This window comes from Flavobacterium aquidurense (assembly GCF_031458035.1).
Classification (GTDB): domain Bacteria; phylum Bacteroidota; class Bacteroidia; order Flavobacteriales; family Flavobacteriaceae; genus Flavobacterium; species Flavobacterium aquidurense_C.
The window spans coordinates 627,332-640,069 of the sequence record NZ_JAVDXR010000001.1 but is presented as its reverse complement, the minus strand read 5'-3'; the positions used below and the strand labels follow the sequence as shown (position 1 = coordinate 640,069).

Sequence of the window (12,738 nt, the reverse complement as noted above, 5' to 3'; positions counted from 1 at the left end):
AATATGCCAATTTGATAATAAGATAATTTTTATCAATTGACTTAATCTAAAATCAACAATCTAAAATCTAAAATTACCATGATACAAGTAAATCAACTTTCAAAAAAATATAACGGCACAACAGTTTTAAACATCAATAATCTTGAAATTCCAAAAGGACAAAGTTTTGGATTAGTGGGCAATAACGGAGCAGGAAAAACAACTTTTTTCAGCTTATTATTAGATTTGATTCAGCCATCAACAGGACATATTACAAGCAATAATATTCAGGTAAACACCAATGAAAAGTGGAAATCGTTTACAGGTTCTTTTTTAGATGAAAGTTTTTTGATCGGATATTTAACTCCCGAAGAATATTTCTATTTTATTGGTGATTTACGTCATCAAAACAAAGCCGATATTGATGCCTTATTGGCGCAGCATGAAGAATTTTTTAATGGAGAAATTCTGAACAACAAAAAGTACTTGCGTGATTTATCTAAAGGAAATCAAAAGAAAGTGGGCATCATCGCCACACTTATTGGAAATCCGGAAGTAGTAATTTTAGATGAACCTTTTGCTAATTTAGATCCGACAACCGTTAGTCGATTAAAAAAAATCATTAAAGATTTAGCAGAAAATCCAAATGTGACAGTTCTGGTTTCAAGCCATGATTTGCAGCATACGGTAGAAGTTTGTGACCGAATTGTAGCACTGAATAAAGGAGAAATAGTAAAAGACATTCAGACATCAACGGAGACTCTTCAGGAGTTAGAATCGTTTTTTGCCGTATAAGTTTATATATTTCAAAAAGAAGCGTATTTTTACAAGTCATTATACTAAAAGGCCTTTTTGTAAGTTAATGGTTTAAACTCATTTCTATTGAATAAGAATACTCTAAAATATTGTTTCCCGTTCGTTTTTTTATTCTTTTTGATAGCCTGTTCTACCAAAAAAAATACTTTTGTGTCCAGAAATTCCCATGCCTTAAGTACAAAATATAACATTTTGTATAATGGCGGCATTGGTCTTGATAAAGGCTTAAAATCTATTTATGCTAATGATCAGGATAATTTTTGGAAAATATTGCCAATTGAAAAAATGCAGGTTGACGAAAACTATTCAGGAGAAGAAAAAGCAAAAAACCCCGACTTTGAATTGGCAGAAACAAAAGCTACAAAGGCGATTCAGAAACACTCCATGAATATTGGAGGAAGAGAAAAAAACTCCCAAATTGACGAAGCTTATTTAATGCTTGGAAAAGCCCGTTACTACGATCAGCGTTTTATTCCGGCTCTTGAAGCATTCAATTATATCTTATACAAATATCCAAATAGCAGTAATATTTATACCGCCAAAATCTGGCGTGAAAAAACCAATATGCGCTTAGGAAATGATGCTATTGTTGTAAAAAACATAAATCTGTTATTGAAGAACACAGATCTGGACAAACAAACATTTTCAGATGCTAATGCTCTTTTGGCAGCGGCATTTTTAAATTTAGAACAAAGAGACAGCGCAGTTACAAAACTTAAAATTGCTGAAGATTATTCGAAAATAAACGAAGACAAAGCCAGGTATCGTTTTATTCTGGGACAAATGTATCAGGAAGCAGGAAAAAGAGACAGTGCCATTTATTTTTATAATGGTGTTATCGACATGAACCGTAAGGCAGATCGAAAATACATGATGCATGCTTACGCCAAAAAAGCGCAGATGTTTGATTATGAAAATGATGATCAGAATATGTTTATCGACACCTACAACAGATTAGTAGATGATCGTGAAAACAGACCTTATTACGATATTCTTTTTTATGAAATGGGGGTCTTTTTCGACCATTATAAAGAGCAGGAAAATGCATTGGAATTTTATAACAGATCATTAGCCAGAAAATCCAAAGACCCTTATTTGGTTGCTTCAACTTACAGAAATATTGGAAATATGTATTTTAAAAATGCAGATTACACAATGGCTGCCAAATATTATGATAGCACCCTGGTAAAATTAGATCCAAAAAGCAGGGAATTTGCTTTTATAGAAAAAAACCGAAAAAATCTTGATAATGTAATTAAATACGAAGGAATTGCAAAACGCAATGACAGTATTATTATGGTTCACGGTTTGCCAGAAGCGGAAAGAAAATTATATTTTGAAATTTACATTGCGGAACTGAAGAAGAAGGATGATGCAAAACGTATTTTAGAAGAAAAAGAACAAGAGCAACTGGAAAATATAGAGCGTAACTCAAAAGCCAGTAATAATCCAACGGCAGTAAATCCACAGGCACAGCCAAATGATTTGCCAGGAGTTGGTGGAATTAATCCTCCATCTGGAAATGATCAGGCGAGTACTTTTTATTTCTATAATCCAACAACAGTTGCCTATGGAAAAGTACAATTCAGAAAAATGTGGGGTACCCGGGTTATAGGGGGTAATTGGCGCCTTAGTGCTTCAAAAAACATTATTAATCCGGCAATAAAAGATTCACTAAGTATTCGTCAGGATTCTCTAAACGCATTACAAAATTCTGTTGTTATTGAAAAATATACCACAGAGTTCTACGAAAAACAGCTCCCGACAACTCAGGTTGCTATGGACAGTATTGGTAAAGAGCGTAATTTTGCGTACTATCAGTTAGGACTTATTTATAAAGAAAAATTTAAGGAGTATAATTTGGCAAGTGATAAACTTGAACAATTATTAAAAAATAATCCTGAGGAAAAATTGGTTTTGCCAACAATGTATAATTTGTATAAAATATATCAAATTACAGATCCTGCAAAAGCAGAAAAAATAAAGTCTGATATTACTTCAAATTATCCAACGTCGAGATATGCTCAAATTTTAAGCAATACCAATGGTGGTGATTTGGCTTCGCCGGAAAAAGAATATCAGAAGTGGTATAAATTGTACGAGCAGGAGCAATTTGATGTGGTTTTAGACAATATTGATAATTTAATTAATCAATATTCTGGTGACGAAATAGTTTCTAAATATGAATTGTTGAAAGCAAATACATTAGGAAAAGTAAATGGTTTGGCGGCCTATAAAAAAGGCTTGGAATCTGTTGCAGATAATTATCCTAATAGTGAAGAAGGAAAAAATGCACGTGAAATTTTAGAAAAACAAATTCCGGCATTAGAAAAGCTTGACTTTACTTCAGTTGACGGTAAAAACTGGAAAATCATTTATGCGATTCCAAAAGAAGACACAAAAACAGCCAAACAAATTGAAGACGCGATCAAGAAATTTTTAGAAGTTGAGAACTTCGAAAAACTGACAACTTCATTTGATAAGTACAATAAAACAGAAAGTTTTGTAGTTATTCATGGAGTAAAATCGGAGGCTTATGCTAAAGATGTTTCAGGAGTTTTAAGAGACGATAAAAAGTATAAAATCACGCATCCGGCAATTATTATATCAAGTGATAATTATAAAGTGATTCAAATTAAAAAAAATCTGGAAGCCTATTTAGCGCCTAAAAATCCATAATCATGTTTGAAAAAGTCAAAAATAACGGCACAGAACTTTTAGGAAAAACCAACAGAATTGTTGAAGGCACCTCTATTATAGGTGATATTGTTTCTAAAGCCGATTTTAGACTGGATGGGGAACTGATTGGAAACTTTACTTCGCAGGGAAAACTGGTTATTGGTCCCTCAGGAATAGTGAAAGGCGAAATTATTTGCCACAATGCTGATATTGAAGGCGAATTTCAAGGAAAATTAAAAGTCTTAGAAGTCCTTAATATAAAAGCCACAGCACATATTCATGGAGAAATAGCTGTTGGAAAATTGTCTATAGAACCTGGAGCAGAATTTACCGCAACTTGCACCATGCTTGCAAACACAAAAGATGTAACTTTAAAAAATGGAAAAGGAGCCGAACAAAAATAGAAGAAATAAGTGGATGCCGCTTATTAATATTCCTGTTCAGATGGGGATCATTATTTTTTTGTTTTCCTATTTTGGTACTTGGCTGGATGAGAACCATCCCAGTCCAAAAGTTTATTATAATACCATTTTTGTAATGGTTGGTGTTGGTCTGGCTTTATACAATGTAATTCGTCAGGTTAACGAAATCAATAAAACGAAGTAAGTTTATGTTTTAAACAGCTTTAAATAAAAGTTGCATCTTTGCATAAAAATTATTTCAAATGCTTTTAAAAAATTACAAACCCTTTTTACAATTATTCATATTTGCTTTGGCTGTTTATATTTTGCACAAAGCAGCTTTTTTAGTTTTAGAAGTTAATCCCCAGAACTTTTATTACAGTATAGAATTTTTGTATTTAGTGTTTTTCGGAATATCCGCATTGTTATACCTTATATTATTAATAGTAAAAAAGAAGAATTTTGAAATCGTCGGGATGGCTTTCTTATTCGGAACCTTCACGCAAATGTTAATAGCATATTTAATTTTAAGGCCAATTTTAGAAAACAAGTCTGGAGAGGGTATGGTTGAAAAAGTGAATTTTTTTATAACATTTATTTTGTTTTTGTTATTTGAAACGCTTTTAACTGTCCGATTATTAAACGAAAAGCGTTAAAATAAGGATTCTGTAAAACAAGGTTCAAAAATAATTTTTCATATCCTTTTGAATATTAATAAAAAATGTACCTTTGCACCAAATTTTAGAAACGTAAAAAATAAGATTTTCAACAATATGGTGATTTCAAACAAACCACTCAAATTTATTCTTGCAGCTTTAGTTGCTTGTTCTCCAGTAATGAGTTTTGCAAATTCAGAGAACGATTCAACTCATGTACAAACTGAGGTAGCTCATGAAGAGAAAGTAATTTCACACGATGCCCCTGCGGAAGGAGAGCATGTAGCTCTTGATCCAAAAGCAAAAGTGGATGCTTTTATTGATCATCACTTACAGGATTCTCATGATTTTGTTTTCTTTTCTGATGAGAAGGAAAACAAACACTATGGTTTCCCATTACCAGTAATTCTTATCGACGGAGGTTTGAAAATTTTCTCCTCTTCAAAATTACACCATGGTGAAGCAGTTGCAGAAGTTGACGGAAACTTTTACAAATTGGTTCACGGTAAAATCTATAAAACAGATGCAGCCGGAACAATTAATTTTAATGAGGAAGGACATCCTGAAAATGAAAAGCCATTAGATTTTTCTATTACAAAAAATGTAGTGTCAATGCTTTTCGTTTCAGTATTATTATTTTTAATGTTTACTGGATTAGCCAAGTCATATAAAAAAGGACCAATCCCAACTGGATTTGGTAGAATATTAGAGCCACTTATTATTTTTATCAGAGATGAAATCGCTGTTCCAAATATTGGCGAGAAAAAATACAGAAAATATATGGGTTATCTTTTAACTGTATTTTTCTTTATATGGTTGTTAAATCTTTTAGGTATGACTCCACTAGGAATTAACGTTACAGGAAACATTGCTATTACAGTTTGTTTGGCAGCCTTTACATTTATCATTACACAATTTAGTGCAAACAAAGATTATTGGGGGCACATCTTCTGGATGCCGGGAGTTCCAGTTCCAATGAAAATTATCTTAGCTCCAATTGAGATCCTTGGTACGTTAACAAAACCATTCGCTTTATTAATTCGTTTGTATGCAAACATCACTGCGGGTCACGTAGTAATCATGAGTTTGATCGCGATGATTTTTGTGGGTAAAAATTTAGCTGCAGATTTGCCAATCTCTTTAGGATTAACATTATTTATTTCGGTTATCGAAGTTTTAGTTGCATTTTTACAGGCTTTCATTTTTACAATGTTATCATCATTGTTTATTGGTATGGCAGTTCAGGATCATGATCATGCGCACCACCACGAAGATGAAACAGCAATTATCTAATTTAGAAGTTTAATTTTATATATATAAATAGTTATGGGAACAATTCCAACTTTAGTAGGTGCAGGTTTAGTAGTAATCGGTGCAGGTTTAGGTTTAGGTAAAATCGGTGGATCTGCTATGGACGCGATTGCTCGTCAGCCAGAAGCTGCTGGTAAAATTCAAACTGCGATGATTATTATCGCGGCTTTATTAGAAGGTTTAGCATTTGCTGCTTTAATCTTAGGAAAATAATAAAGAGAAAAATAACAACATCTTTAACGGTTGGTTAAAGGTGTTGTTACTTTTAAACAAAGAAATTAAATATTTTAATATAGTTATAAAATGGATAAGTTAATTAACGATTTTTCATTCGGTTTATTCTTTTGGCAAGCTTTAATCTTGTTGGTTTTGATTTTACTTTTAGTAAAATTCGCATGGAAACCAATTATGGAATCTATCACTGCAAGAGAAGAGGGTATTAAGGATGCATTACTTTCTGCTGAAAATGCAAAGAGAGAAATGGAAAACCTACAAGCTGACAATCAAAGAATTTTGAATGAAGCTCGTGCAGAACGTGACGCGATGTTGAAAGAAGCTCGTGAAATGAAAGAGAAAATGATTGCTGATTCTAAAAACGAAGCACAAGAGCAAGGTCTAAAAATGATCGAGCAGGCTAAAGCAGCAATCGAAAGTGAAAAAAATGCTGCTATGGCTGAATTGAAATTACAAGTTTCAACTTTATCATTAAGCATTGCTGAAAAATTATTGAAAGAAGAATTATCTAACAAAGAATCTCAAACTAAATTAGTAGAGAAAATGTTAGGTGACGTAAAGTTAAACTAAGATTATGGCAAGTACAAGAGCAGCAATTCGTTATGCAAAAGCAATTCTAGACTTAGCAAACTCTAAAGGTGTTGCCGAAGCTGTAAACAACGATATGAAATCAATTGCTTCTACAATTGAAAGCAATTTGGAATTGAGTACCTTTATCCAAAACCCAACTACAAAAGTTGAAGTTAAAGAAAGTGCTCTTTTAGAAGTTTTTACAGATGTAAATGGTGTAACTAAAGGTTTATTTCATTTATTATTCGAAAACAAAAGATTCGAAATTTTAGAAGGAATTGCATTAGAATATAAAAGATTATTTGACGAAAGCAATGGTGTTGAAGTAGCGAAAGTTACAACAGCTATTCCAATGGATGCAGCTTTAGAAGCTAAAGTTTTGGCAAAAGTGGCTACTTTATCAGATAAGAAAATAACAATTGAAAATATAGTAGATCCATCAATCATTGGAGGATTTATTTTAACAATAGGTGATCAACAATACAACGCTTCTGTTGCAAACAGATTACAAGTATTAAAAAGAGAGTTAAGTAATTAGTTTTATTACACATAAAAGTGTCTAAATTATAAATTAAGATGGCGGAAATCAAACCTGCTGAAATTTCAGCAATATTAAGAAAGCAAGTAGAAGGTTTTGAATCTGGTGCTACGCTAGAGGAAGTAGGAACGGTACTTCAAGTTGGAGATGGTATTGCTCGTATTTACGGGCTATCGAATGTACAATATGGTGAGTTAGTTGAATTTGAAAACGGACTTGAAGCTATTGTATTGAACCTTGAAGAAGACAATGTTGGTGTGGTACTTTTAGGTCCATCAACAGGAATCAAAGAAGGATCAACAGCAAAAAGAACACAACGTATCGCTTCTCTTAAAGTAGGTGAGCAAATGGTAGGACGTGTAGTAAACACTCTTGGTTTTCCAATTGATGGAAAAGGACCAATTGGGGGAGACTTATACGAAATGCCTTTAGAAAGAAAAGCTCCTGGAGTTATCTTCCGTCAGCCAGTTACTGAGCCATTACAAACAGGAGTGAAAGCGGTAGATGCTATGATCCCGGTTGGTCGTGGACAACGTGAGCTTGTTATTGGTGACCGTCAAACAGGTAAATCAACTGTTTGTATCGATACAATCTTAAATCAAAAAGAATTTTACGATGCAGGAAAACCTGTATTCTGTATATATGTTGCAATTGGGCAAAAAGCATCAACTGTAGCAGGAATCGCTAAAATGTTAGAAGAAAAAGGTGCAATGGCTTATACAGTTATTGTTGCAGCTAATGCTTCTGATCCAGCTCCAATGCAAGTTTATGCTCCTTTCGCAGGTGCTGCAATTGGAGAGTACTTTAGAGATTCAGGTCGTCCTGCACTTATTGTGTATGATGATTTATCTAAACAAGCTGTTGCTTACCGTGAGGTTTCTCTTTTATTAAGAAGACCACCGGGACGTGAGGCTTATCCTGGAGACGTTTTCTACTTACACTCTCGTTTATTAGAGCGTGCTTGTAAAGTAATTGCTGATGATGGAATTGCTAAAAACATGAACGATTTACCAGATTCTATCAAGTCTATCGTAAAAGGTGGTGGTTCATTAACTGCTTTACCAATTATCGAAACTCAGGCTGGTGACGTTTCTGCATATATCCCAACAAACGTAATTTCGATTACAGATGGTCAGATTTTCCTTGATGGAGATTTGTTCAACTCTGGAGTTCGTCCTGCGATCAACGTAGGTATCTCTGTATCTCGTGTTGGGGGTAATGCTCAAATTAAATCAATGAAAAAAGTTTCTGGAACTTTAAAATTAGACCAGGCTCAATTCCGTGAATTAGAAGCTTTCGCTAAATTTGGTTCTGACCTTGATTCAGTTACTTTAAATGTAATTGAAAAAGGAAAAAGAAATGTTGAAATCTTGAAACAAGGTTTGAACGACCCTTATCCTGTGGAAAATCAAGTAGCTATTATTTACGCTGGTTCTAAAAACTTATTGAAAAGTGTTCCAGTAAATAAAGTAAAAGAATTTGAAGCTGATTTCTTAGCTTACTTAAACAGCAAACATAAAGATACGCTTAATGCGTTGAAAGCTGGTAAGTTAGATGACAATATTACTGATGTTATCGAAAAAGCAGCAAAAGAAATTTCAGCAAAATATAACTAATAAGACGATTAGATAATTAGATAATTGGAGATATCTTAAGATTCCCCAATTATCTAATTGACTAATTATCAAATTTTCTAATTAGAAAAGATGGCAAATTTAAAGGAAATCCGTAATAGAATTACTTCCGTTTCATCGACGATGCAGATTACATCGGCTATGAAAATGGTTTCTGCTGCAAAGCTTAAGAAAGCACAAGATGCAATCACTGCGATGCGCCCTTATGCCGAGAAATTAACGGAGTTGTTGCAAAATCTTTCTGCTACACTTGATGGTGAAGTTGGAGGAGATTATACAACACAACGTGAAGTTAAAAAGGTATTGCTTGTGGCTATAACTTCTAACAGAGGTTTATGTGGCGCATTCAATTCAAATATTATTAAAGAAGTTAAAAATCGTTCTGCTTTTTATGCTGGAAAACAAGTAGATGTTTTTCCTATAGGTAAAAAAGGAAATGATGCTTTATGTAAAACTCACACAGTTCACGGTCATCATAATGCAATTTTTGATCATTTGACTTTTGAGAATGTTGCTGCAATTGCTGATAATTTGACTCAAAAATTCTTATCTGGAGAATATGACAGAATCGAATTGATCTACAATCAGTTTAAAAATGCTGCAACTCAAATTGTTCAGACAGAGCAATTTTTACCATTAGCACCAATTAAATCTGATGTACCAGTTTCAGCTGCTGATTATATTTTCGAACCATCAAAAGAAGAGATTGTATTAACATTGATTCCTAAATCATTGAAAACACAATTATACAAAGGTATTCGTGATTCATTTGCTTCAGAACACGGAGCACGTATGACAGCTATGCATAAAGCAACTGACAACGCAACTGAATTGAGAAACCAATTGAAATTGACATATAATAAAGCACGTCAGGCGGCTATTACAAACGAGATCTTAGAGATCGTTGGTGGAGCAGAAGCTTTGAACGGATAATTTATTTTAGACATACAAAAAAGAGCCGACAAATATTTGTTGGCTCTTTTTTTATAATGTAATTTTCGTTCGGTAAGAATTTAGAAGAAAGTTATAAAATGGTGATTCTTGACGTTATTCAAAAGTCAAGAATCAAATACCATTTTATAAATTGTAGGCAGAAAGTAATCTGCAGTGCTTTGTCTTTCATGGGAACAAACTAGCTTTATCGGTCCCGGTGCTCTGTTTTTTTGAGGGTTACAATACAGCAGAATCAATCCCCTTTTGCTTTGTCTTTTGTGGGAACAAACTAGCTTTATTAGTCCCAATGCTTTTCTTTTTTATACGGGTTGTATTTCTAGCTTTTCTCAATCCCTGTGCAACAAATTTAAGAACAGACTATTAACTGAACGTTACATAATTTTTATGCTATCATTATAGATTTCACATGCGCTTAGTTTTTAAGTAATTTTCAGGCAATGGAAAAAAATGAGTATTTTTGAAGTCTATTTTTTTTCCAATGAAATTACTAATAAAAGAACTTACAGCCATCGAAGAAATGGTGGCTCAAATTGGCACCATGCGATTTCTGTATCCTAACCTTTCAGTTGAGAAATATGAAGCTTATCTATCAGAAATGGTTCCGCACAATTATATTCAGATTGGTGTTTTTGATGACGATGTTTGTTTGGGAATAACTGGTTGTTGGTCCGCAACAAAATTGTGGACAGGAAAGTATCTTGAAATAGATAATTTTGTAGTAAACCCAGATCATCGTTCTAAAGGAATTGGAAAATTACTTACTGATCACATTGAAGAAAAAGCAGTGAGATTAGAGTGCAGCAGTATTGTTTTGGATGCTTTTACCGGAAATTTTTCTGCACATCGATTTTATTATAATCAGGGCTATGGGCCGAAAGGATTTCATTTTGTGAAAATTTTAGACGAAAATAAAATAACACAATAAAATAGCTTCTAAGTTTTCTGATTGAATCAACAAATTCAATATTAAACAAAAGAAATGGTTATTTTTGTTTTACAAACCTTATTACACATATATTTTGGGATTATATAAGAATCTATTCAAACAAACTGCGATTTACGGACTTGCTACGGTTTTACCGCGAATGCTGAGTTTTTTATTGGTGAGATTATATACGGATATTTTACCGACTGCAGAATACGGAGAAGTCTCGATTGTTTTATCCTGGATGGTTTTTTTCAATGTTGTACTTTCTTACGGAATGGAAACAGCATTTTTTAGATTCTACAGTGCCGAAGAAGATAAGAAAAATGTAATTGCCACGTCTACAATATCGATATTTTGGTCGTCTATTATTTTCTTGTTTGTTGCTTTAATTTTTAGAAACACGTTAGCTGCATGGGCAGAAGTCGATGTTCAATACATTACCTATTCGGTTTGGATTTTAGTTTTAGACGCATTAGTTTTGGTGCCATTTTCTAAACTGAGGGCGAATCAGCGACCAATGGTGTATGCTGCAATTAAAATTGGAAATGTTTTCATCAACTTATTGCTGAATATTTTCTTTTTAATGTATTTGCCAAAACTTGCAGCTTCAAGCCCAAATTCAGTTTGGGATAATTTATATGTAGAAAACTTTCAGATCGCTTATATTTTCATTGCAAATCTTCTGGCAAGTTTGGCCACTTTTGTTGTGCTTTCGCCAAACTATCTTTCACTAGGAAGAAAATTCGACCCGGTACTTTGGAAGAAAATGATGAAATACGGTTTGCCAATCCTGATTGCCGGATTAGCTTTTGCGGTTAATGAACATTTTGATAAAATCCTTTTGGGGTATTTATTACCTGAAAATCTGGCTAAATCTGAAGTGGGCGCTTATTCAGCCTGTTACAAACTTGGGCTTTTTATGGTTTTGTTTGCAACAGCTTTTAGATTAGGTATCGAACCTTTCTTTTTCAGCCATGCAAAAAATGAAAATGCACCACAGACTTATGCCGTTATCACAAAATATTTTGTCATTTTAGGCTCTTTAATTTTGTTATGCGTGATCGTTTTTGCAGATATTTTGAAATTTTTATTACTGCATGATAAAGCCTATTGGGAAGCTATGAAAGTAGTTCCGCTAATTATTCTGGCGAACTTCTTTTTAGGAATTTACAATAACCTCTCGGTTTGGTATAAACTAACAGATAAAACAAAAATAGGCGCTTATATTTCAATTGTTGGAGCGATTGTTACTTTGGTTTTAAATTATATTTTAATTCCAAAATACAGTTATTACGGTTCGGCAATTGCTACTATTTCGGCGTATGGAAGTATGATGTTAATATCTTATATTTTAGGAAATAAGTACTACCCGATACCTTATGATATGAATAAAATTGGTGCTTATCTAGGAATTTCAATTGTATTTTCGGCTATCTCTTTTTATGGATTTAGAGAAAATTATTTTGTTGGAATTCCGCTACTTTTAGGCTTCATCTATTTTGTTTATCATAACGAAAAAGACACTATAAAAGGAATAATGAATAGAAAATAATACTGCTTTTTAAGCCTTAAAATAAAAAATGAAAATACAAATTATCAATAAATCACAGCACGCATTACCTAACTACGAAACAATTGCTTCAGCAGGAATGGATTTACGTGCAAATTTAACGGAGTCAATAACCCTAAAACCATTAGAAAGAACCATTGTAAAAACAGGACTTTTTATTGAATTACCAATTGGCTACGAAGCGCAAGTTCGTCCAAGAAGTGGTTTGGCGGCAAAAAAAGGAGTTACAGTTTTAAATTCACCAGGAACAGTCGATGCTGATTACAGAGGAGAAATAGGGGTAATTTTAGTAAATTTATCAAATGAGGAATTCGTAATCGAAAACGGAGAACGAATTGCACAATTAATTATCGCAAAACACGAAAGAGCTGAATGGATTGAAGTGGAAGAATTAACTGAAACATCAAGAGGCGAAGGCGGGTTTGGAAGTACGGGAGTAAAATAGAAAATTTAATAATTTAAAGATTG

At 33.3% G+C, this 12,738-nt stretch carries 14 protein-coding genes; all 14 read left to right on the top strand.

Going from position 1 to position 12,738, the window contains the following annotated elements:
• The first annotated feature begins 78 nt into the window (after positions 1–78).
• The 14 genes from J2X17_RS02750 to dut all read left to right on the top strand — a co-directional run bounded on the left by J2X17_RS02750 (position 79) and on the right by dut (position 12,715).
• Positions 79–774: an ABC transporter ATP-binding protein gene (locus tag J2X17_RS02750; RefSeq protein ID WP_310294454.1), complete on the top strand. Its 696-nt coding sequence runs from the start codon at positions 79–81 to the stop codon at positions 772–774.
• Positions 775–861: 87 nt separating this feature from the next.
• Positions 862–3,474, top strand: coding sequence for a type IX secretion system periplasmic lipoprotein PorW/SprE (gene porW / locus J2X17_RS02745; protein WP_310294452.1), 2,613 nt, complete (start codon positions 862–864; stop codon positions 3,472–3,474).
• A 2-nt stretch (positions 3,475–3,476) separates the two neighbouring features.
• A complete protein-coding gene (locus J2X17_RS02740) occupies positions 3,477–3,878 on the top strand; it encodes a bactofilin family protein (protein WP_310294450.1) in 402 nt (133 codons plus the stop codon).
• Complete coding sequence (locus J2X17_RS02735; RefSeq protein WP_310294448.1) at positions 3,853–4,080, top strand: AtpZ/AtpI family protein; 228 nt, start codon at positions 3,853–3,855, stop codon at positions 4,078–4,080. Before J2X17_RS02740 ends, J2X17_RS02735 begins: the two co-directional genes overlap by 26 nt.
• A 58-nt stretch (positions 4,081–4,138) precedes the next feature.
• Positions 4,139–4,531 (top strand): hypothetical protein, encoded by a 393-nt coding sequence (locus J2X17_RS02730; RefSeq protein WP_310294446.1) that lies wholly within the window; start codon positions 4,139–4,141, stop codon positions 4,529–4,531.
• Between the two features lie 117 nt (positions 4,532–4,648).
• A complete protein-coding gene (gene atpB / locus J2X17_RS02725) occupies positions 4,649–5,824 on the top strand; it encodes a F0F1 ATP synthase subunit A (RefSeq protein ID WP_310294444.1) in 1,176 nt (391 codons plus the stop codon).
• Between the two features lie 33 nt (positions 5,825–5,857).
• Complete coding sequence (gene atpE, locus J2X17_RS02720) at positions 5,858–6,055, top strand: ATP synthase F0 subunit C (protein WP_008465835.1); 198 nt, start codon at positions 5,858–5,860, stop codon at positions 6,053–6,055.
• Between the two features lie 90 nt (positions 6,056–6,145).
• Entirely contained in the window at positions 6,146–6,646 is a 501-nt protein-coding gene (locus J2X17_RS02715; RefSeq protein WP_310294437.1) for a F0F1 ATP synthase subunit B, read from the top strand.
• A gap of 4 nt (positions 6,647–6,650) precedes the next feature.
• Positions 6,651–7,184 (top strand): ATP synthase F1 subunit delta, encoded by a 534-nt coding sequence (atpH, locus tag J2X17_RS02710; RefSeq protein WP_310294435.1) that lies wholly within the window; start codon positions 6,651–6,653, stop codon positions 7,182–7,184.
• A gap of 38 nt (positions 7,185–7,222) precedes the next feature.
• Positions 7,223–8,800: a F0F1 ATP synthase subunit alpha gene (gene atpA / locus J2X17_RS02705; protein ID WP_310294433.1), complete on the top strand. Its 1,578-nt coding sequence runs from the start codon at positions 7,223–7,225 to the stop codon at positions 8,798–8,800.
• 90 nt (positions 8,801–8,890) lie between these two features.
• Complete coding sequence (gene atpG, locus J2X17_RS02700) at positions 8,891–9,751, top strand: ATP synthase F1 subunit gamma (RefSeq protein WP_310294431.1); 861 nt, start codon at positions 8,891–8,893, stop codon at positions 9,749–9,751.
• Between the two features lie 499 nt (positions 9,752–10,250).
• Positions 10,251–10,697 carry a GNAT family N-acetyltransferase gene (locus J2X17_RS02695; RefSeq protein ID WP_310294429.1) on the top strand — a complete coding sequence of 149 codons (447 nt, stop codon included), beginning with the start codon at positions 10,251–10,253 and terminating at the stop codon, positions 10,695–10,697.
• Positions 10,698–10,791: 94 nt separating this feature from the next.
• A complete protein-coding gene (locus J2X17_RS02690) occupies positions 10,792–12,252 on the top strand; it encodes a lipopolysaccharide biosynthesis protein (protein WP_310294428.1) in 1,461 nt (486 codons plus the stop codon).
• Between the two features lie 28 nt (positions 12,253–12,280).
• A complete protein-coding gene (dut, locus tag J2X17_RS02685) occupies positions 12,281–12,715 on the top strand; it encodes a dUTP diphosphatase (protein WP_310294426.1) in 435 nt (144 codons plus the stop codon).
• Positions 12,716–12,738 lie beyond the last annotated feature (23 nt).

What these genes read in the sequence shown, in the direction of transcription:
- J2X17_RS02750 (WP_310294454.1), top strand. Translation starts at nt 79, where the DNA reads ATGATACAAGTAAATCAACTTTCAAAAAAATATAACGGCACAACAGTT.
- J2X17_RS02740 (WP_310294450.1), top strand. Translation starts at nt 3,477, where the DNA reads ATGTTTGAAAAAGTCAAAAATAACGGCACAGAACTTTTAGGAAAAACC.
- J2X17_RS02735 (WP_310294448.1), top strand. Translation starts at nt 3,853, where the DNA reads ATGGAAAAGGAGCCGAACAAAAATAGAAGAAATAAGTGGATGCCGCTT.
- J2X17_RS02730 (WP_310294446.1), top strand. Translation starts at nt 4,139, where the DNA reads ATGCTTTTAAAAAATTACAAACCCTTTTTACAATTATTCATATTTGCT.
- atpB (WP_310294444.1), top strand. Translation starts at nt 4,649, where the DNA reads ATGGTGATTTCAAACAAACCACTCAAATTTATTCTTGCAGCTTTAGTT.
- atpE (WP_008465835.1), top strand. Translation starts at nt 5,858, where the DNA reads ATGGGAACAATTCCAACTTTAGTAGGTGCAGGTTTAGTAGTAATCGGT.
- J2X17_RS02715 (WP_310294437.1), top strand. Translation starts at nt 6,146, where the DNA reads ATGGATAAGTTAATTAACGATTTTTCATTCGGTTTATTCTTTTGGCAA.
- atpH (WP_310294435.1), top strand. Translation starts at nt 6,651, where the DNA reads ATGGCAAGTACAAGAGCAGCAATTCGTTATGCAAAAGCAATTCTAGAC.
- atpA (WP_310294433.1), top strand. Translation starts at nt 7,223, where the DNA reads ATGGCGGAAATCAAACCTGCTGAAATTTCAGCAATATTAAGAAAGCAA.
- atpG (WP_310294431.1), top strand. Translation starts at nt 8,891, where the DNA reads ATGGCAAATTTAAAGGAAATCCGTAATAGAATTACTTCCGTTTCATCG.
- J2X17_RS02695 (WP_310294429.1), top strand. Translation starts at nt 10,251, where the DNA reads ATGAAATTACTAATAAAAGAACTTACAGCCATCGAAGAAATGGTGGCT.
- dut (WP_310294426.1), top strand. Translation starts at nt 12,281, where the DNA reads ATGAAAATACAAATTATCAATAAATCACAGCACGCATTACCTAACTAC.